At 60.0% G+C, this 19,962-nt stretch carries 15 protein-coding genes; 8 read left to right on the top strand and 7 right to left on the bottom strand.

Features of this window, described 5'->3' with window-relative positions:
- Positions 1 to 40 precede the first annotated feature (40 nt).
- Together KYK33_RS12380 and KYK33_RS12375 are read left to right on the top strand one after the other, a co-directional pair.
- A complete protein-coding gene (locus tag KYK33_RS12380) occupies positions 41 to 598 on the top strand; it encodes a hypothetical protein (protein ID WP_224430710.1) in 558 nt (185 codons plus the stop codon).
- Positions 599 to 652: 54 nt separating this feature from the next.
- A complete protein-coding gene (locus tag KYK33_RS12375) occupies positions 653 to 1,354 on the top strand; it encodes an SIMPL domain-containing protein (protein ID WP_042042283.1) in 702 nt (233 codons plus the stop codon).
- Positions 1,355 to 1,425: 71 nt separating this feature from the next.
- Here KYK33_RS12375 and serA read toward each other — a convergent pair whose 3' ends face one another.
- From serA to KYK33_RS12355, 4 genes are all read right to left on the bottom strand, one after another.
- Positions 1,426 to 2,658 carry a phosphoglycerate dehydrogenase gene (gene serA / locus KYK33_RS12370; RefSeq protein ID WP_042042282.1) on the bottom strand — a complete coding sequence of 411 codons (1,233 nt, stop codon included), beginning with the start codon at positions 2,656 to 2,658 and terminating at the stop codon, positions 1,426 to 1,428.
- Positions 2,659 to 2,857: 199 nt separating this feature from the next.
- Positions 2,858 to 3,511, bottom strand: a complete 654-nt coding sequence (rpiA, locus tag KYK33_RS12365; RefSeq protein WP_224430709.1) for a ribose-5-phosphate isomerase RpiA — start codon at positions 3,509 to 3,511, stop codon at positions 2,858 to 2,860.
- Positions 3,512 to 3,745: 234 nt separating this feature from the next.
- A complete protein-coding gene (locus KYK33_RS12360; RefSeq protein WP_224430708.1) occupies positions 3,746 to 4,336 on the bottom strand; it encodes a 5-formyltetrahydrofolate cyclo-ligase in 591 nt (196 codons plus the stop codon).
- Between the two features lie 115 nt (positions 4,337 to 4,451).
- Complete coding sequence (locus KYK33_RS12355) at positions 4,452 to 5,801, bottom strand: Na+/H+ antiporter NhaC family protein (protein ID WP_224430707.1); 1,350 nt, start codon at positions 5,799 to 5,801, stop codon at positions 4,452 to 4,454.
- Between the two features lie 284 nt (positions 5,802 to 6,085).
- Between KYK33_RS12355 and dapB the strand changes: the two genes are divergently transcribed.
- From dapB to KYK33_RS12330, 5 genes are all read left to right on the top strand, one after another.
- On the top strand, positions 6,086 to 6,898 hold the full coding sequence (gene dapB / locus KYK33_RS12350) for a 4-hydroxy-tetrahydrodipicolinate reductase (RefSeq protein WP_224430706.1): 813 nt from the start codon (positions 6,086 to 6,088) through the stop codon (positions 6,896 to 6,898).
- Between the two features lie 619 nt (positions 6,899 to 7,517).
- Complete coding sequence (gene carA / locus KYK33_RS12345) at positions 7,518 to 8,654, top strand: glutamine-hydrolyzing carbamoyl-phosphate synthase small subunit (RefSeq protein WP_224430705.1); 1,137 nt, start codon at positions 7,518 to 7,520, stop codon at positions 8,652 to 8,654.
- Positions 8,655 to 8,670: 16 nt separating this feature from the next.
- Entirely contained in the window at positions 8,671 to 11,895 is a 3,225-nt protein-coding gene (carB, locus tag KYK33_RS12340) for a carbamoyl-phosphate synthase large subunit (protein WP_042042276.1), read from the top strand.
- A 551-nt stretch (positions 11,896 to 12,446) separates the two neighbouring features.
- On the top strand, positions 12,447 to 14,117 hold the full coding sequence (leuA, locus tag KYK33_RS12335; RefSeq protein WP_224430704.1) for a 2-isopropylmalate synthase: 1,671 nt from the start codon (positions 12,447 to 12,449) through the stop codon (positions 14,115 to 14,117).
- A gap of 281 nt (positions 14,118 to 14,398) precedes the next feature.
- Positions 14,399 to 15,565, top strand: a complete 1,167-nt coding sequence (locus KYK33_RS12330; RefSeq protein ID WP_224430703.1) for a DUF1615 domain-containing protein — start codon at positions 14,399 to 14,401, stop codon at positions 15,563 to 15,565.
- Positions 15,566 to 15,631: 66 nt separating this feature from the next.
- Here KYK33_RS12330 and KYK33_RS12325 read toward each other — a convergent pair whose 3' ends face one another.
- From KYK33_RS12325 to KYK33_RS12315, 3 genes are all read right to left on the bottom strand, one after another.
- The gene (locus KYK33_RS12325; RefSeq protein WP_224430702.1) at positions 15,632 to 16,522 is read right to left on the bottom strand and encodes a nuclease-related domain-containing protein; all 891 of its coding nucleotides are present in this window, start codon (positions 16,520 to 16,522) and stop codon (positions 15,632 to 15,634) included.
- A gap of 89 nt (positions 16,523 to 16,611) precedes the next feature.
- Positions 16,612 to 17,166, bottom strand: a complete 555-nt coding sequence (locus KYK33_RS12320) for a DUF4256 domain-containing protein (protein ID WP_084218198.1) — start codon at positions 17,164 to 17,166, stop codon at positions 16,612 to 16,614.
- A 30-nt stretch (positions 17,167 to 17,196) separates the two neighbouring features.
- Complete coding sequence (locus KYK33_RS12315; RefSeq protein WP_224433009.1) at positions 17,197 to 18,078, bottom strand: autotransporter domain-containing protein; 882 nt, start codon at positions 18,076 to 18,078, stop codon at positions 17,197 to 17,199.
- A 515-nt stretch (positions 18,079 to 18,593) separates the two neighbouring features.
- Here KYK33_RS12315 and KYK33_RS12310 point away from each other — a divergent pair.
- Positions 18,594 to 19,880 carry a DEAD/DEAH box helicase gene (locus tag KYK33_RS12310; protein WP_224430701.1) on the top strand — a complete coding sequence of 429 codons (1,287 nt, stop codon included), beginning with the start codon at positions 18,594 to 18,596 and terminating at the stop codon, positions 19,878 to 19,880.
- Positions 19,881 to 19,962: the final 82 nt, after the last annotated feature.

Below are 19,962 nucleotides of genomic sequence, written 5' to 3'. Positions count from 1 at the left end.
AGGACGTTAAGATAGGCAACATTGACGTAGTGAGGAAGATATGGGGCCCTTTAACTGGATTGACATTGATGGCATTCGCTATAGCTGGGACGGGCAGGACAATATTGTCTGCTCCGGCCGCTTTGCCTATCAGACCCAGCTCGATGGCAGCAGCCTGACCGGGCTTGAAATAGAGAACGAAGATGGTGAGGCCGCCGGGGTGTTGAACGTCGACTTTGCCGCTATGCAACTCTCCTTCGTCCCCTATGTCGGTGTTGAATCCCCCCACATGGTGCTGCTCTGCGGCGATGGGCAGAGTCAGCAAGAGTGCTCGTTGCAGAGTATCACGGCTCCCCTGCATGATTTATTGGCCAGTCCCGATACGCAAGGATGGGACGCTTGGAGTGCTCCCATTGCCGCTGTGGAGGTGACGTCACCTGTTGAGGGACACATTCTGTCGTGGGACTCATTCCACTTCGATGAGGCCGACAGGCTGCCGGAACTGGCCGCCACACCGAATCTCTCTCAACCGCCAGCACAGGCGATCAACGAGATCAGCATTAGTCTGGACATGAGCAATCACGTGCTGGACTTTATACCCCCCAGTCACGATATATGAATCTGCATCTGGCCCGTGCATAATGCCGCCATCATTCTGATTGAGGTGTTATCTATGTGGCGTTCCATCCTTTCCCTGTGTCTGATTTGCACCAGTGCAACCACCATGGCTATCGAGGTGCCTCAAGCCCCGCATCTGTTGGTGAGCGGCAATGCCGAGCAGAAGGTGGAGCCCGACATGCTGACCCTGCGTGTGGCCGTGACGGCGTTGGAGAAGAAGGGCATTGATGCCAAGCAGCAGGTCGACAAACGGGTTGCGGCCTTCTTTGGTCAACTCGAGGGGTTGGGCATCAAACGCAGCGATGTGGAGGCGGGCAATCTGGTGATCTCCCCCGAATATCAGTATCCGCAAAACCGTAAACCCGAATTGACCGGTTATCGTGCTCAGCGCCAGCTGGCAGTCAAACTCTATCAACTCGACAAGCTCAGCCAGCTGATGGACACCGCCCTCAAATCCGGGCTCGAGTCCGTTTCCCAGATTGAGTTTGGTTTGAAAGATCCCCAGGCTGCTCGCGAGCAGGCCAGAGTCAGCGCGGTACAAGATGCCAGAGCCAAGGCGCAATCCCTGGCCAAGGCATTTGGGGTGACCCTGGGCAAGGTATACAGCATCGAGTATCGCAATGCCGCGCCCATGCCGGTCTATGGCCGAGGGATGAAGATGGCCGCGATGGCGGCGGCGCCCGAGGCGGATGCCAGCTATGAGCAGCAGGAGATCAGCATCACGGACAACGTCGAGGCGGTGTTCCTGATCGATTGAGTCGGATCATCTCGCACAGCACATAAAAAGGGCTCCTATAGGAGCCCTTTTTTGATGACGACGATGTGCGATCAGTGCAGGATCCGGGCCCGCAGCGTGCCGTTGATCTCTTTGAGCTTGGCGAGGGCTTTCTCACTGTGCTCAGTCTCTACGTCGATCACCACATAACCGATCTCGCTGCTGGTTTGCAGGTACTGACCGGCGATGTTGATCCCCTCTTCGGCGAAGATCTGGTTGATCTGGTTCATGACACCAGGCTGGTTGCGGTGAATGTGCAACAAGCGGCTGGAGCCCTTGTGACCAGGCAGGGAAACTTCCGGGAAGTTGACCGCGGACAGGGTGGAGCCATTGTCCGAGTACTTGACCAACTTGCTGGCCACTTCCAGGCCGATGTTCTCCTGGGCTTCCTGGGTCGAGCCACCGATGTGCGGGGTGAGCAGCACATTGTCCAGGCCGCGCAGCGGAGTGAGGAACTCTTCATCGTTGGACTTGGGTTCGCTTGGGAAGACGTCGATGGCGGCGCCACTCAGATGACCGCTCTTGATCACGTCGGCCAGGGCATCGATATCGACCACAGTGCCACGGGAGGCGTTGATCAGGATGGCGCCTGGTTTCATCATGCGCAGTTGCTCGGCGCCGATCAGATCCTGAGTGGAGGCCGTCTCTGGCACATGCAGGCTGATGACATCGGACATGTTGAGCAACTCGGCCATGCTCGGTACCTGGATGGCGTTACCCAGGGAGAGTTTGTTCTCGATGTCGTAGTAATAGACCTTGAGGCCAATACTCTCGGCGATGATGCCAAGCTGGGTACCGATGTGGCCATAACCTATGATACCGAGTTTCTTGCCACGCGCTTCTACCGAGCGGTTGGCCAGCTTTTCCCACACACCCCGATGGCATTTGGCATTTTTCTCGGGAATACCGCGCAACAACAGCAGTATCTCACCCAATACCAGCTCGGCGACCGAACGGGTGTTGGAGAAAGGCGCGTTGAAGACGGGAATGCCGCGTAGCTCGGCGGCTTTCAGATCCACCTGGTTGGTGCCGATGCAGAAACAGCCGATGGCAAACAGTTTCTGGGCCGCGTCCAGCACCTTGTCGGTGAGTTGGGTACGTGAGCGCAGACCGACGAAGTGGACATCACGGATCCGTTCGATCAGATCCTCTTCGCTCAGGGAGGTTTTCAGGTAATCCACATTGGTGTAACCGGCGGCCCGGAAGGTTTCTACCGTGTTGGGATGTACCCCCTCCAGCAGCAGTACCTTGATCTTATCCTTGTCGAGCGAAAACTTGACGGTCATGGCGATCCCTCTAAATCAGTGCAGCTATGGTGTGTGAAGAAAACCGTAAAGTAGCAAAAACAACAGGCAGAGGGAATATTTGTGACGAAAGTCAAATTCTTTGAAGTTATCAACGATAGTTGCAAACGGTTGGCGGCAAGGGACTGACAGATAATAAAAAACGGCGCCATCAGGCGCCGCTATCAATGTCACTACCCGATTATTGGGTGATGACGCCGTCCGGTGTACCTATCAGTACTACGTCCGCCCCACGGTGCGCGAACAGTCCGTTGGTGACGACGCCGACGATGGCATTGAGCTGGTTTTCCAGCCCCTTGGCATCCGTGATGGCCATACCCTTGACGTCCAGTATGTCATTGCCGTTGTCGGTGATGACACCTTCACGCCAGACAGGGTTGCCACCGAGTTTGCGGATCTCGCGGGCCACGTACTCGCGCGCCATGGGGATCACCTCGACCGGCAGCGGGAATTGCCCCAGCACATCCACTGTCTTGGTGTTGTCGATGATGCAGATGAACTTGTCCGCCACGGCGGCGACGATCTTTTCCCGGGTGAGGGCGGCGCCACCGCCCTTGATCATGTCGCGGCTGCCATTGATCTCGTCGGCGCCATCCACATAGACGGAGAGGGCATCGATGTCATTGAGGTCAAACACCTCAATGCCAAGGCCCTTGAGACACTCGGTGGAGGCCACGGAGCTGGATACGGCCCCCTTGATCTCACCCTTCATTGTCGCCAGGGCGTCGATAAAGTGATTGACGGTGGAGCCGGTGCCTACGCCGACTATGGTGCCGGGCACTACGTATTTGAGCGCAGCCCAGCCGGCCGCCTTCTTCATGTCATCTTGAGTCATGGTAGATCCTTAGGGGAAAAAGCGGGCGCATTATAGCCAAGAGTACTCTCGGGGGCGACCGTGGCGCTCACGTTATGAGGATAAAAAGCCCAAGATGTAAATCGTTTGCTTGTTTGTTGGGCAGACGGCCACCGATGCCACCGACAAAGGCGGAGTGGCGAGTCGTTTGTCACTCAACCGACTCGCCAGACTCATGTCGAGTGGCGCCCGATGGCATCATTGCAGCAGGCATTCTCAGCTTCGCGCGAAGCACCAGCGCCTGATTGGGGTCAGGATCTCCGGCAGCGGCACGTCCCAACTCTCGCAGGGAATGGTGTCGACTCGCTGGCAGTCATGGGCAATACCCAGCGGCTTGGGCCCCAGTCGGTGCTGCTGCCAGGCGGTCAGGGTGCGATCGTAATACCCGCCCCCCATACCGAGCCGGTTGCCAGTCTCGTCGAAGGCAACCAGCGGCGTGCAGATAAGGTCCAGATTGGTGTGGGGCAAGACCTGCAACACATCGAGCTCGGGCTCGGCGATGCCAAAACGGTTCTGGGTCATGGGGCTGGTCGCCGTATAGCGCAAGAACAGGAGATGGCCCGGGTTGAAGGGGTGCAGCACCGGCAGATAGACCTCCTTGTGCTGTGCCCAGAGCCAGTGAATGAGCGGCAGGGTACTGAGCTCGCCGTCGTTGGCCAGGTAGAGGGCGATGCGCTTGGCGGTCAGCATGTCCGGATGCTGCTGGCACTGAGCCAGCAACTGCTGCGCCGCGACCTGTTGCTCGGTCTGGCTCAGGGCGCGCCTGCGCTGGCGGATGAGTTGGCGCAGGGATTGTCTGTCCGACATGGGAGGCTCCGGGTTGGATTGCGTGCCTCTACCTTAACAAGGGGAGCGCACAGGGCAAACGGCCTGGGATAAAAAAGCCGGGCACTGGGCCCGGCTTGGCAGGGATTGTCGGATCTCAATCCCGGCGCAGTTGATGCTTGATAACGATGGCGGCCAGGGCCGAGAGCGCCAGCGCCATGGGATAAAAGCTCATGCTCACCACAGAGAGGGGGGAGAGGGCGAACACGGAGCCGAGCAGCAGGGCCTGGGCTCCCCAGGGGATGAGACCCTGCACCACGCAGGAGAAGATATCCAGCATGGAGGCGGCCCGACGTGGGGTGACCCCATGCTGTTCGGCCAGGTCCCGGGAGACCTTGGCGGCCACTATGATGGCGACGGTGTTGTTGGCGGTGCACAGGTTCGTGAGGCCCACCACCCCGGCGATGCCGAGCTCGGCGGCTTTCTCGTTCTGCTCGCCATCATGCTGGCGGGTGAAACGACGGATGAGGGCGCCGATGCGATCGCCAATCCAGGCCAATCCTCCCTGGCGCTCCATCAGGGCGCCGAGACCACCGATCAGCATGGAGAGCAGGAAGATCTCCTGCATGCCGGTGAAGCCCTGATAGATATCCTTGCTAAATTGGCCGAGGGAGTAACCCCCGAACAGCCCCACCATACCGGCGGCCAATATGCCCAGACCAAGCACCACGAACACATTCACCCCGGCCAGTGCCAGCCCCAGGATCAGCAGGTAAGGCATCACCTTGAACAAGTCCGGGCTGCCATGGGGGGCCGGTGCGTCGCCCACATTGCCCAGGGTGAGGTAGATCAGGATCACCAGCACGGCGGCGGGGGCGGCAATCTTGAAATTCTCGCGAAACTTGTCTCTCATCTCGCAGCCCTGGCTGCGGGTCGCGGCTATGGTGGTGTCCGAGATGATGGAGAGGTTATCGCCGAACATGGCCCCCGAGAGTATGGTACCCGCCATCAGCACGGGATCGATGCCGGCGGCCTGGGCGACGCCGAGGGCCACAGGTGCGACTGCCCCTATGGTGCCCATGGAGGTACCCATGGCGGTGGCAATAAAGGCGCAGATGAGAAACAGACCCGGCAGCAGGCACCAGCCGGGGATCAGCGACAGACCGAGGGAGACGGTGGCGTCCACCCCCCCCGTGGCCTTGGCCACGGTGGCAAAGGCCCCCGCCAGCAGATAAATCAGGCACATCGCCATGATGTTGCTGTCACCAATTCCCTTGAAGAAGGTTTCAAGATTCTGGTTGAAGCTCTCCTTGCCGAGCAGCAGGGCCAGGATCACCGCAGGTAGCACGGCAACAGGGGCAGGCAGCTGATAGAAGGCGAACTCGACCCCTTGCAGAGTGAGCCAGGTGCCGGTGCCAATGAAGATGGCCAGGAACAACAGTAGAGGAAGCAGGGCGGTGGGATTAGGGACTCGTTGGTGCATGAGGGCCTCGGATGCGTGGAACATGACTCCTGTCATATGAACCGCATTGGGCGGCTGGCATCCTGCCACTCTGGGCCCATACCCTAGTGATTTGCCTCTCACGGGTCAAGATAGCCGTCCAGATGGATAAATATTAATGCATCTCGATTCTGATATATCGAAATATGTCGTCTTATATTCTGATATTTGAAAACTATCCGTTTATATAGCGGTGCTGAACCGGGAGGCTCACGGGGCTTTTCAAAGGACGTCAGGGCTGGTAGAACTGTCCCTTTCCAAAAAACATGACAACAGATGAGAGGGTGGAGATGGACAATCCGATCCGTGTGGCCGTGATGGGCTGTAATGGTCGTATGGGCAAGGTGCTGCTGGAGGCCATCGCCAATGCTGAGGGGGTGGTCGTTGGCGCCGCACTGGAGCGACCGGGCTCTATCGTGGTCGGTCTGGACGCGGGCGAACTCAATGGGCTGGGCCACCTGGGGGTGGCTATCAGCGACAGCCTGGACAAGGTACGGGATGAGTTCGATCTCATCATCGATTTCACTCGCCCCGAGGTGACCCTGGCCAATCTGGCCTTCGCCCGCGCCCATGGCAAGGCCATGGTGATAGGCACCACCGGCTTTGATGAGGCAGGCAAGCAGGCTCTGCATGAGGCGGCCCAGCACATAGGCATCGTCTTCGCTTCCAACTATTCGGTCGGTGTCAATCTGGTGTTCAAGCTGCTGGAGCAGGCCGCCAAGGTGATGGGAGACTACACCGACATCGAGATCATCGAAGGGCATCACAGACACAAGGTGGACGCGCCGTCCGGCACCGCGCTCTCCATGGGGGAAGTGGTGGCCAAGACCCTCGGACGTGACTTGAAAGAGTGTGCCGTCTATGGCCGCGAAGGGATCACCGGTGAGCGGGATCGCAACACCATCGGCTTCGCCACCATTCGTGCCGGAGATCTGGTCGGGGAGCACACCGTCATGTTCGCCGACATTGGCGAGCGGGTCGAGATCAGCCACAAGGCGTCGAGCCGACTGACCTTCGCCAACGGTGCGGTACGCGCCGCCGCCTGGCTAAGCAGGCAGCCAGTGGGCCTGTATGACATGCAGGACGTACTCAACCTGAAGTGAAGCAGATGACCCCGGGCGACCGGGGTTTTTTATGTGTGTTAAATAGGGCTTATGCTCTTTTTTTTCAACCAAGCGCCCATAACACTCACTCTTCCCTAATGCCCCCGATGATGGGGGCATGAGTTGTCACCGAAGGGTAAACGGCAAGTCCCTGTTTTTGGCCCTTGCTACGATTTTTTCACACGACTCTAAAAAGCGTAAAAATTCAACCAAAGAAAAACGTTTTCCTTTGATTTCATAAAAACAAGTACTGACAAATATGCTTTTATCGTGATTGAGATATTTTTTTTGGTTTCTCAACTGTCTGTTTTTGTTTGGTTAAATATTGAATTGTGTCACCAGGGTGACTCAGGTGGGCAGTTTTGAACTCGTATCGGGATTTTCTTTTGTCGGCGGGGGTTGTAAATAGTAAAACTGCATAGATAATGGGTAATATTGCTTTTTTATTGAATTTAGATGCATTTATTTTGTTGAAAGACATTGAAATGACATCATTTTTGAGTAGAATGCGCCCAATTTGCCAGAAATCTGCCGGTTCAGCCCCCTGTTTCAAACAAGGTTCTGAGCCGCGACACCCAGGTAAATTGCTGAATTTAAAGCTAAATAACTGGAGGTTGTCTTGAATCACACTGCATTGCTAGTGCTGGAAGATGGAACTGTGTTCAAAGGCGTGTCGATAGGCGCCGAGGGATGTTCTGTTGGTGAGGTTGTTTTTAACACGTCGATGACGGGTTACCAGGAAATCCTTACCGACCCCTCATATTCCCGTCAGATAGTCACCCTCACATATCCACATATAGGCAACACCGGCACCAACAACGAAGATGAAGAGTCCGATCGGATCCATGCTCAGGGCCTGATCATCCGTGACCTTCCGATCCTTGCCTCCAATTTCCGCAATCAGCAATCTCTCTCCGATTACCTCAAGTCCCAAAACATCGTTGGCATCGCCGAGATCGACACCCGCAAACTGACCCGCATCCTGCGCGAGAAAGGTGCCCAGGCCGGTTGCATCCTGGCCGGCAAGCAGGTTGATGAGGCATATGCCCTGAGCCAGGCCCGCGCCTTCCCAGGCCTCAAGGGCATGGATTTGGCCAAAGAAGTGACCGTGAACGAGTCTTACACTTGGACTGAAGGGAGCTGGCAGCTGGGCAAGGGTCATGTCACCCCGAGCGAAAGCGACTTCAAATATCACGTGGTCGCCTACGATTTTGGCGTCAAGCGCAACATCTTGCGCATGTTGGTGGACCGTGGCTGCCGCCTGACCGTGGTACCGGCCAAGACCCCGGCCGCCGAGGTGCTGGCCATGAACCCCGATGGCATCTTCCTCTCCAACGGCCCCGGTGACCCCGAGCCGTGCGACTACGCCATCGCGGCCATCAAGGCCTTCCTCGAGACCAACACCCCGGTGTTCGGCATCTGCCTGGGTCACCAGTTGCTGGGTCTGGCTTCCGGTGCCAAGACGGCGAAGATGAAGTTCGGCCACCACGGTGCCAACCACCCGGTCAAGAGTCTGGATGACAATACCGTGATGATCACCGCCCAGAACCACGGTTTTGCGGTGGATGAGACCTCGCTGCCCGATTGCCTGCGTGCCACCCACGTCTCCCTGTTCGACGGCTCCTTGCAAGGCATCCATCGTACCGACCGTCCGGCCTTCAGCTTCCAGGGTCACCCCGAGGCGAGCCCGGGTCCCCACGACTGTGCCGGTCTGTTCGACCACTTTATTGAATTGATCAAGCAGTATCGCGCTTAAGAGGAAAAGAGAAGCCATGCCAAAACGTAACGACCTACAGAGCATCCTGATCCTCGGCGCCGGCCCCATCGTCATCGGTCAGGCCTGCGAATTTGACTACTCCGGCGCCCAGGCTTGCAAAGCCCTGCGCGAGGAGGGATACCGCGTCATCCTGGTGAACTCCAACCCGGCCACCATCATGACCGACCCCGAGATGGCCGATGCCACCTACATCGAACCCATCACCTGGGAAGTGGTGCGCGAAATCATCAAGAAAGAGCGCCCGGACGCCATCCTGCCCACCATGGGTGGCCAGACCGCACTGAACTGTGCGCTGGATCTGGAGAAGCACGGGGTGCTGGCCGAGTTCGGGGTCGAGATGATTGGCGCCACCGCCGATGCCATCGACAAGGCCGAAGATCGCCGCCGCTTCGACATCGCCATGAAGAGCATTGGTCTCGAATGCCCCCGTGCGGGCATCGCCCACAACATGGAAGAGGCCTGGGGCGTGCAGCAGATGGTTGGCTTCCCCTGCATCATCCGTCCCTCCTTCACCATGGGTGGCTCGGGTGGCGGCATCGCCTACAACACCGAAGAGTTCGTCGAGATCTGCGAGCGCGGTCTGGACTTGTCGCCGACCAAGGAGCTGCTCATCGATGAGTCGCTGATTGGCTGGAAAGAGTACGAGATGGAAGTGGTGCGGGATCGCAACGACAACTGCATCATCGTCTGCGCCATCGAAAACTTCGACCCCATGGGTATCCACACCGGTGACTCCATCACTGTCGCGCCAGCCCAGACGCTGACCGACAAGGAGTATCAACTGATGCGCAACGCCTCCATGGCGGTGCTGCGCGAGATCGGTGTCGAGACCGGTGGCTCCAACGTCCAGTTCGGCATCAACCCGAAAGATGGCCGCATGGTCATCATCGAGATGAACCCGCGGGTCTCCCGCTCCTCCGCGCTGGCCTCCAAGGCGACCGGTTTCCCCATCGCCAAGATCGCCGCCAAGCTCGCCATCGGTTACACCCTGGACGAGCTGATGAACGACATCACCGGCGGCCGCACTCCGGCCTCCTTCGAGCCGGCCATCGACTACGTGGTCACCAAGATACCGCGCTTCAACTTCGAAAAATTTGCCGGCGCCAACGACCGTCTCACCACCCAGATGAAATCGGTCGGTGAAGTGATGGCCATTGGCCGCAACTTCCAGGAGTCCCTGCACAAGGCGCTGCGCAGCCTCGAAACCGGCAAGACCGGTTTCGATCCCATGGTTGACCTCAATGCCCCTGACTCCCTGACCCGCATCCGTCACGAGCTGCAAGAAGCGGGCTGCGACCGGATCTGGTACATCGCCGATGCGTTCCGCGCCGGTCTCTCCATGGATGGCATCTTCAAGCTGACCAAGATTGACCCCTGGTTCCTGGTGCAGATTGAAGACCTGGTCAAGCTGGAAGAAGAGGTGAAAGAGCGCGGCATGGCTGGCCTGGACGCCGACTTCCTGCGCGCCTTGAAGCGCAAGGGCTTCGCCGATGCGCGCCTGGCCAAGTTGCTGGGAGTGGCCGAGGGCGAGGTGCGCAAACTGCGCGCCCGTCACAACATCTTCCCGGTCTACAAGCGGGTCGATACCTGCGCCGCCGAGTTCGCCACCGACACCGCCTACATGTATTCGAGCTATGACGAGGAGTGTGAGGCGGCCCCGAGCAATCGTGACAAGATCATGATCATCGGTGGTGGCCCGAACCGTATCGGTCAGGGCATCGAGTTTGACTACTGCTGCGTGCACGCGGCCCTGGCCCTGCGCGAAGACGGTTACGAGACCATCATGGTCAACTGCAACCCCGAGACCGTCTCCACCGATTACGACACCTCCGACCGCCTCTACTTCGAGCCGGTGACCCTGGAAGACGTGCTGGAAATCGTGCGGGTCGAGCAGCCCAAGGGTGTCATCGTCCAGTACGGCGGCCAGACCCCGCTCAAGCTGGCGCGAGCGTTGGAAGCGAACGGCGTGCCCATCATCGGCACCAGCCCGGACGCCATCGACCGTGCCGAAGACCGCGAGCGTTTCCAGACTGCCGTCGAGCGTCTGGGCCTCAAGCAGCCGGAAAACGGCACCGTCACTGCCCTGGAGCAGGCGGTACTGACCGCCGAGCGGATCGGTTATCCCCTGGTAGTGCGCCCCTCCTACGTGCTGGGTGGCCGCGCCATGGAGATCGTCTATGACGAAATCGACCTGCGCCGCTACTTCGCCGAGGCGGTGAGCGTCTCCAACGAATCACCGGTACTGCTGGACCGTTTCCTCGACGACGCCACCGAGGTGGACGTGGACGCCATCTGTGACGGCGTGGATGTGGTCATCGGCGGCATCATGGAGCACATCGAGCAGGCCGGTATCCACTCCGGCGACTCCGGCTGCTCCCTGCCGCCCTACACCTTGTCCAAGAAGATCCAGGACGAGATGCGTGAGCAGGTACGCAAGCTGGCGCTGGAGCTCGGCGTGGTCGGCCTGATGAACGTGCAGTTCGCGGTGAAAGATGACGAGATCTACCTCATCGAGGTGAATCCCCGTGCCGCCCGTACCGTGCCCTTCGTCTCCAAGGCGACCGGCGCGCCCCTGGCCAAGATTGCCGCCCGTGTCATGGCCGGTCAGTCTCTGCAGGCGCAAGGTTTCACCACCGAAATCATCCCGCCCTACTACTCGGTGAAAGAGGTGGTGCTGCCTTTCGCCAAGTTCCCGGGGGTGGATCCGCTGCTGGGGCCTGAGATGCGCTCCACCGGCGAGGTGATGGGGGTGGGCAACAGCTTCGCCGAGGCCTATGCCAAGGCCCAGCTGGGTGCCAGCCATGCCGTGCCCAAAGAGGGCCGCGCCCTGTTGTCCGTGCGTCACAGTGACAAGGAGCGGGTCGTCGATCTCGCCGCCAAGCTGCTGGAGCTGGGTTATGAGCTCGATGCCACCCACGGCACCGCCGTGGCCCTGGGCGAGGCGAGCATCAACCCGCGCCTGGTCAACAAGGTGCACGAGGGTCGCCCGCACATCCTGGACCGCATCAAGAACGGTGAGTACACCTATATCGTCAACACCGCCGAAGGGCGGGTGGCGATCCAGGACTCCAAGCAGCTGCGCCGTGGCGCCCTGCAGCACAAGGTGGCGTACACCACTACCCTGAACGCCGGTTTCGCGACCTGCATGGCCATCAGCGTCGATGCCACCGCCAACGTGAACTCGGTGCAGGAGCTGCACGAGAGAGTTAAAAACCGCTAATGGGCGAGGGGGTGACTCCCCGGCCAGTTGAGCGTCAGTGCGAATGAGTAATGACAAACCCCGCCAGTGATGGCGGGGTTTTTGTTTTGATGGCGGGCCGGAGTGCTCGGTGAGTCCAGACACGATATCGACGAGGAGAAAAAAGGCACATCTCAGTAGGGCGTGGAGCAAATACACCCTTAACTTGCCTTTAAGTAGATAATGATTGCGAACTTTTGGCAAAAGGGCCGCATCTTCGCAATCACTCGCCCCGATTGCCTCTATATACTGGTCCCTCATCACATAAGGTCGTCTGCGCCTGCAACAGCGGGGTGCGAGAGGATCAGGGCCCGCTGCCAACCCGGCAGCGCAGGCCGGCCCCTCTTATCAGGAGGCGCCACAGGAAACCGGTTGTGGGGTTACCACCTGCGCAACCGTCAGGGCCAACGTTACCGCGCCAACCCGTTTCCCCTCATTGCCCCGCCGGTTTGCCTGCCCAGTCGCGTCGTTGCGCACCGTCATCGCCCGCAACGGCGCCGCGCCTCAAGGACATCTGCCAAGGGAATCTGAATATGAGCTTCGATCATCGCAAATACCGCCCGGCCCCCACCATCGCTCTGGCCGATCGCCAATGGCCCAACCAGGTGATGACGAAGGCGCCGCTCTGGTGCGCCGTGGACTTGCGCGACGGCAACCAGGCGCTGGTCGAGCCCATGACGGTGGCCCAGAAGCTGCAGATGTGGGCGCTGATGGTCCATGTCGGCTTCAAGCATATTGAGGTGGGCTTCCCCGCCGCCTCCCAGCCGGACTTTGACTTCGTGCGCGAACTCATCGAGCGTAACCTCATCCCCGACGACGTCACCATCCAGGTGCTGGTGCAGGCCCGGGAAGATCTGATTGTTCGCACTTTCGAATCTCTCAAGGGGGCCAAGCGCGCCATCGTCCATGTTTACAACTCGGTCAACCCGACCCAGCGCAACTATGTATTCAACAGCGGGCGCGAAGGGGTCAAGGCTATCGCCGTGCAGGGGGCGCGCTGGGTACGTGACCATGCGGCGCGCAACCCCGGCACCGAGTGGAGCTTCCAGTACTCCCCCGAGAGTTTCAGCAGTACCGAGGTCGAGTTCGCGGTGGAGGTGTGTGACGCGGTGATCGACGAGTGGCGTCCCGCCGCTCGCCCGATGATTTTGAACCTGCCCGCCACCGTCGAGGTGAGCACCCCCAATGTGTTTGCGGATCAGGTGGAGTGGTTCTGTCGCAATCTGAAGGCGCGCCCCGAGGTGAGTGTCTCCATTCACACCCACAACGACAGAGGCTGCGGCGTGGCGGCGGCCGAGCTGGCGGTGCTGGCGGGGGCCGATCGCATCGAGGGCACCCTGCTTGGCAACGGCGAGCGCACCGGCAACATGGATATCGTCACCATGGCCATGAACCTCTACAGCCAGGGCATAGATCCCGAGCTGGACTTGTCTGACATGGACGCCATCGTCGCCACCGTCGGTGCCTGCACCCAGATTGCCCTGCACCCGCGTCACCCCTACGCCGGCGAGCTGGTCTACACCGCGTTTTCCGGCAGCCACCAGGACGCCATTCGCAAGTCCCTGGCGGCCCCCAAACCCGATGCCTATTGGGATGTGGCCTACCTGCCCATAGATCCTGCAGACCTTGGCCGCAGCTATGAGGCGGTGATCCGCATCAACAGCCAGTCCGGCAAGGGCGGTGTCACCTATCTGCTCGAGCGTGATCTTGGCCTGCAACTGCCGCGCTGGCTGCAGATCGACTTCAGCCGCCGGGTCCAGGCCCAGGCCGAGGCGAGCAGCAGCGAGATCAGTCCCGAGCAGATCCGCACCCTGTTCGAGCGCCATTATCTCGAGCCCGAGCACGGCTATCGCGTCGGCCGCTTCCAGCTCGGTCGCGACAGCCAGGAGAGCCTGCACCTGGAGGTGCAGATCCCGGGTGGTGCCATGCAACTGAACGGTGAGGGGGAGGGCGCCATCACGGCGCTGGTCAATGGCTGGGAGCGCCAGACTGGCATGCACATCGACGTGCTCGATTATTCGGAGCATGCCCTCTCTGCCGGTACCGAATCCCGCGCCGTCGCCTATGTGCTGCTGAGCGTCGATGGAGTGCGCATGTGCGGGGTCGCCATCGGCCGCGACGTGGTGCATGCCTCCTTGCAGGCGGTGATCAACGGCGCCGCCCAGGCCAATGTCGAGGTTCAGGCCGAGCGTCAACGGGCCTGATGTCGAGCGCTTGTCACCCTGATACGCCACCTTTGGGTGGCGTTTTCCATTGAAAGGCCCTCCTTGTGAAGAGACGCCTTGGTAGAGGAGCGGTCGGTTGGCTTGTCTCGCATCCAAAAGCCTGTGCTGTCGCAGTGTCGATAAAGGCACAAGGGACAAGGCTTTAGCCAGGCGGATCAATCCTCTACAATGGGCGCCTGTTTGCGTTCGGGAGTCAGGCCCGGGCGCGCGACTCTCTCTGGCCGGGCGCCCGGCGCCTTGCCCCAGCATCGGAAGCCTTGATGATATCCTCCTCGATCTGTTCTCTCTTTCCCGTGCGGTTTCGCGCCCTGCCACTGGTGGCGGCCCTGCTGCTGGCAGGCTGCGCCAGCGAGCCAACGGCGCCTGCGCAAGATGGCGCGGCGATTGCCAAGTTGCCTGCGTCCATGCAGCCCAAGCAGCCTGCCGACATGAAAACCCGCATCGTCCGCTTCTTGCCCAACCAGGTGAAAGACAAGCAGGGCTGGGCCAATGACGTGGTGACGGCGCTCAGCAGCCAGGGACTGACGGTGAGCGATCACAATGTCTGCACCGTGCTGGCGGTGGCGGAGCAGGAGGCCACCTATCAGGCCGATCCCGTGGTGCCCGGTCTTGGCAAGATTGCCTGGAAGGAGATCTACGCCCGCTCTGGCCGCCTGCATATTCCCGATTTCGTGGTGCGCACCGCGCTGGGTATCAAGTCACCCAACGGCAAATCCTATGCCGATCGCCTCGACAAGGCGCGTACCGAGCAGGAGCTGAGCCTCATCTTCGAGGACATGATCGACATGGTCCCCATGGGCAAGACACTATTTGGTAACCTCAACCCGGTACATACCGCAGGTCCCATGCAGGTGAGCATCGCCTTTGCCGAGCAGAATGCCCGTGGCTATCCCTATCCCATCAAGGAGTCCATCCGCCATGAGGTGTTCAGCCGCCGGGGCGGCATCTGGTTTGGCACCAGGCATATCTTCGGTTATCCCGCCGACTACCCGGACACCCTTTATCGCTTCGCCGACTTCAATGCGGGTTGGTATGCCAGCCGCAACGCCGCCTTCCAGGCCGCGGTGAGCCGGGTCAGCGGCAAGACCCTGGCCCTGGACGGGGATCTGGTCCGTTATGATTCCGACCAGCCCGGCAAGACGGAGCTCGCGGTGCACAGCATCGCCAGCCGGGTCAACATGAGCAAGCAGGCCATCCACCAGAGCCTGCTCAAGGGGGACAGTGCCGACTTTGCCCAGACCGACCTCTACCATCGGGTCTTTACCCTGGCCGACAAGCAGGCGGGCAAGCGCCAACCCCGCGCCGTGCTGCCCGGCATTCAGCTGAAAAGCCCCAAGATCACCCGCAACCTCACCACCGCCTGGTTTGCCAAGCGTGTGGATGACAGGGAGCAGGCCTGCGTGAGGAAGATGGCGAGCATTCGCTGACAGTCAGAGACAACCAGGGCGGCCAAGTGGCCGCCCTTGTTTCAGTTCCAACTGGATGTTCTGGGGTCAGGCCCTGGTGTCCTGAGTCGTCGCCCCATGGCGTGTCTTCCCAAGGGTCAGCATCCCCCTGCATGTTGGGTATTCGCTGCATCCCCAGAACTGATTGCCTCTGTTTTCTCCCCGGCTGGCGGTACGCAAGACCATGGCATTGCCACATCTGGGGCAAGTCGGAGGCTGATCACTGAGCGGTTGGGCGCTGACAGGGGAGGGGATCCCCTGTTCATCAGGCACGGCAGCTGCGGATAACGGCTTGCGTGGCGCTCCGCCGTGGCGTGCCTTCAGCTGGGCCACGTGTTGTCTGTGGGTCTGCCAGTTGGGGGCCAGCCGTCCCTGCTGGATGATCTCGACCACTCGGGTGATCTGGGCCGGGGTCAATACCTGGGTGGTTTTTCCCTTGATATAACGAACCAATCCACGGTTCATGACGTTGTCCGGCATGGGGGTCTTGAAGGTGCAATCGCCAATAAAGCAGATAACAGAATGAAGCTGATGGTCTGACACTCCGAGCAGGGATTTAAGGGTCATCATGTGCAGGTGGTTCTGGTGCAGGGGATTTTGGAAGCTGTGCTTGCGGCGATAGATCTGCTTGGTCCAGCTTTTATGAGCCGGGTTGCCGAATATCCAGCCCTTCATGTTCTTGGTCTCAATCACGAATATCCCGAAGCGGGAGACGATCACATGGTCTATCTGGGTGCTGCCCTGAGGGATGGGCAGGGTCACATCCTTGAGCAGGTGATACGCCCGCTGGTCGAGAAAGAGCCGGATGCTGAGGTTGATAACCCACTCCCCGATCATGCCCTTGAACCAGGGAGTGTTGATCAGAATGGCAATCAGCAGCAGGGGTAGCAGATAGCCGAGCGGAGATAGTAAAGGAGCAATAACGGTGGTGAAGTCCATTTCACTGAGCCTCTATGGAGTCTTGCTTAAGGTGTAGGCCTCGACAGGGAGCAGGTTGCTGCACCTAGGGGCTCTGAGCCTTGGCCGGTTTAGACCCGCAACAGACCGCGAAAGCCCCTGGCGGCGTAGTAGGACTGGGCGCCGTTGTGGTACAGGAACACGCTGTCGTAGCGGCGATCGCAGAACAGGGCGCCGCCGAGCGTCCTGATTTCCTCGGGGGTCTGTATCCAGCTCGATGTCTTGGCATCGAAGCAGCCTAGGGTCTGCAGCGCCCGATATTCGGCCTCCGTCAGCAGTGTGATGCCCATCTTGGCGGCCAGCTCGGTCGCGCTGCCTGCTGGCTTGTTCTCCTTTCTCGACGCCAGAGCCGCGCCGTCATAGCAGAGGCTCCTGCGTCCACTTGGGCTCTCGGCGCTGCAGTCACAGAACAGCAGCTGCCCGGTCTGCCTATCCTGGCCGATGACATCGGGCTCACCGCCGCTGCTCTCCATCTCGTGGAGCGAGCGCAATGACTGGGGATGGGCATCGAGCCTGGCGCGCACCTGTGACCAGGTTATCCCCTCGTGGCGCTGCCTGTGCTGTTCGAAGCGGGCTTGCAAGGTGGCGAGCAAGTCATCAATCTGCAGGTTCGTCACTGTCATCATACAACCTCGTTCTCGTTTGGATTTGCGCCGTTAGAAACTCATCGCCAGGCCAATGGCATAACCATTGGTGTTGTTGCCGAACATCAAGCGGTACATGAGGCGGGTACGGGTGACCCACACCGGGTATTTGCTCGAATCGAGCTCGAGGCCAACCCCGACGGAGTTGAGGGCGTTGAAACCGAGCAGGCCCCGTTGATCCCCCAGGTATTCGGTTCGGGCCCCTTCCAGCACGTAGCGCAGCGGCCGATCGAGCAGGGTCCAATCGAGCAGGGGGGCGCGGCGGCGCAAATAGATGCCGAAGTTCTCGGCATTCGCCTCGCCCTTCACACTGGGACTGGTGCCAATGGTGCTCTGCAGATGGAGGTAGGAGTAGCGAAATTCGGCGTCTATGTCCTGGGTATCGGAGAACAGCTCGTAATCGAGCATGAGGGAGCCGCCGAGTCCGAACACATTGAGCTGGCCGTTATCGAGGAAATCGAGGCTCTTGCCGGTCTTGCGATCGAGATACCAGTTACCTATCTGGATATCGCTGGCCACAGTGCCAAGGGAAAAGTTGGCGATGGGACGCAGTACCCAATTCGGGGCGACGGCGAAGTCCCAGCCGATGCCGCCGGTGGCGGTCAGGCTGTTCCATTTGGCGGGGATGGTTCGGCTCTCTTCGCCCTGGCTTATCACAAATTTGGGATCGTAGCGGCTATAGCCCAGGTTGCCCTCCAGATAGATGGGGACCTCCTTGCTCATGGTGGCGCCGCCGCCAACCTGGCTCATGGTCAATGCCGCCTGTTGACCGCTGCCCCCCGAGATATCCAGGTTGCTGGAGGTAATATCGGGTATCACGTTGAAGGTCATCAACGAGACCACGGCGTTGGCCCGCTCCTGCACGCGGGCATCGACGGCGCCGTCGGCGGCCATGGCCGGGGAGGCGGTCGCAAGGCAGGCCAACAGCAACAAGGGTTGCTGCCTCGATGCAGCGCTCGCGGCGGGGGCGGGAGACCGTATTGGCTTGCCCTGGCCAAGCAACGGTGTGTGCGCGCTGTGCATCGCTGTTATCTCCATGGCACCTCCCTGTGGCCTCATGCCCATGTGAGCACTAGAGATGATTCTACCTGAGGATGGCGCGGCGTCCATTGTCCTGAGCCAGGCTCCTCGCATCGGGCAGGCGCATCACCAGGGGGACGCAGGCGGTGCTGCCTGCCATGGCTCCTCTCTGATCCCTGGCTTGCCCCTTATCATGGCGCGACATGAGGGACTTTTAGGTCGGAGAGATTATTTGAGACGCATTGGCGCCGAAAATTTGTTACACTCCGCGCCCGCCATTTTCCGGCTCGCCTGCAGACCCTGCCAGGCCAGGCCGATCCCTGGCATCCGTTGTCACCCCGGTCGGGTCGCAGCTAATCACAGCTTTGCTGGAACACAGGAAACCCATGATGAAATTTGAATCATTCGATTTTGCCCCCGAGATTTTGCGCGCCGTCTCGGAGTGCGGTTATCAGGAGATGACCCCTGTGCAGCAACAGGCGATCCCGACGATCCGCCGTGGCCAGGATGTACTGGCCAGTGCCCAGACCGGCACCGGCAAGACCGCCGCCTTCGCACTGCCTATCTTGCAGCGCCTCATTGATAACCCGGCGCCGCTCGCACCTTCCAACGCCCGTGTGTTGATCCTGACCCCGACCCGCGAACTGGCGGCTCAGGTGGCTGACAACATCAAGGAGTTTGGCAAGTATCTGGAGCTGAGCGTGCAGGTGATCTGCGGCGGCGGCAAGCAGGACGTACAGGCGCGTCGCCTCAAGGCCGGCGCCCACATCATAGTGGCGACCCCGGGCCGCCTGCTCGAGCACCTGAACGCATGCAACCTCAGCCTCTCCAACGTTGAGTGCCTGGTGCTGGACGAAGCGGATCGCATCCTCGACATGGGCTTCAGTGCCGAGGTGCAAAAAATTCTGCTGGCGGTCAACAAGGATCGCCAAGGCCTGCTCTTCTCCGCGACCTTCTCCGATGGCGTCAAGAAGCTGGCCAATGTGATGCTCAACAAGCCGCAGATAGTCAGCGTCAACAAGCAGAACTCCACCGCCGATACCGTGACCCATACCGTCTATCCGGTCGAGCAGAAGCGCAAACGCGAGCTGCTCTCCGAGCTTATCGGCAAGCAGAACTGGCCACAGGTACTGGTGTTTGCCAGTACCCGCGAGAGCTGCGACGAGCTGGTGGCCGAGCTGAATCTGGATGGTATCAAGTCGGCCGTGGTCCATGGCGAGAAGGCCCAGGGCAGCCGTCGCCGCGCCTTGCGCGAATTCATCGAAGGCAAGGTACGGGTACTGGTCTCCACCGAAGTGGCGGCCCGTGGTCTGGATATCCCGAACCTGGAATACGTGGTCAACTATGACCTGCCCTTCCTGGCCGAGGACTATGTCCACCGTATCGGTCGTACCGGCCGCGCCGGCAAGAGCGGCATGGCCATCTCCTTCGTCAGTCGCGAGGAGGAGCGTACCTTGCTCGACATCGAGGCGCTGATCGGCCAGAAGATCCGTCGCGTCATGGTGCCGGGTTACGAGGTGAGCAACCGCGACATGCTGATCAAGCAGTTGCAGGAGCGTCGCCGCTTTGGCAAGAAGCCCCAGCGTGATGACAATGCCGCCGCCCAGGTGATGGCCGAGGCCAAGCTGCAGAGCCAGCGCACTCGCCTGCGCAAGACGGCCCGCAAAGACAAATAAGCGGCCAAGTCTGCGGCTAAACCGGGCTTGTTGTGAGCCCGGCAATCTTGTTTTCAAAGGCGCCTCGGCGCCTTTTTGATGA

The sequence above is a fragment of the Aeromonas rivuli genome, assembly GCF_020149575.1.
Taxonomy (GTDB): domain Bacteria; phylum Pseudomonadota; class Gammaproteobacteria; order Enterobacterales; family Aeromonadaceae; genus Aeromonas; species Aeromonas rivuli.
The sequence above is the reverse complement of the archived record's forward strand: the minus strand, read 5'-3'. Positions and strand labels throughout refer to the sequence as shown.

Coding starts and splice junctions, on each gene's coding strand:
- KYK33_RS12375 (WP_042042283.1), top strand. CDS start 653: ATGTGGCGTTCCATCCTTTCCCTGTGTCTGATTTGCACCAGTGCAACC.
- KYK33_RS12380 (WP_224430710.1), top strand. CDS start 41: ATGGGGCCCTTTAACTGGATTGACATTGATGGCATTCGCTATAGCTGG.
- carB (WP_042042276.1), top strand. CDS start 8,671: ATGCCAAAACGTAACGACCTACAGAGCATCCTGATCCTCGGCGCCGGC.
- serA (WP_042042282.1), bottom strand. CDS start 2,658: ATGACCGTCAAGTTTTCGCTCGACAAGGATAAGATCAAGGTACTGCTG.
- KYK33_RS12320 (WP_084218198.1), bottom strand. CDS start 17,166: ATGATGACAGTGACGAACCTGCAGATTGATGACTTGCTCGCCACCTTG.
- KYK33_RS12330 (WP_224430703.1), top strand. CDS start 14,399: ATGATATCCTCCTCGATCTGTTCTCTCTTTCCCGTGCGGTTTCGCGCC.
- rpiA (WP_224430709.1), bottom strand. CDS start 3,511: ATGACTCAAGATGACATGAAGAAGGCGGCCGGCTGGGCTGCGCTCAAA.
- KYK33_RS12360 (WP_224430708.1), bottom strand. CDS start 4,336: ATGTCGGACAGACAATCCCTGCGCCAACTCATCCGCCAGCGCAGGCGC.
- KYK33_RS12355 (WP_224430707.1), bottom strand. CDS start 5,801: ATGTTCCACGCATCCGAGGCCCTCATGCACCAACGAGTCCCTAATCCC.
- KYK33_RS12325 (WP_224430702.1), bottom strand. CDS start 16,522: ATGGACTTCACCACCGTTATTGCTCCTTTACTATCTCCGCTCGGCTAT.
- dapB (WP_224430706.1), top strand. CDS start 6,086: ATGGACAATCCGATCCGTGTGGCCGTGATGGGCTGTAATGGTCGTATG.
- leuA (WP_224430704.1), top strand. CDS start 12,447: ATGAGCTTCGATCATCGCAAATACCGCCCGGCCCCCACCATCGCTCTG.
- KYK33_RS12315 (WP_224433009.1), bottom strand. CDS start 18,078: ATGGCCGCCGACGGCGCCGTCGATGCCCGCGTGCAGGAGCGGGCCAAC.
- KYK33_RS12310 (WP_224430701.1), top strand. CDS start 18,594: ATGAAATTTGAATCATTCGATTTTGCCCCCGAGATTTTGCGCGCCGTC.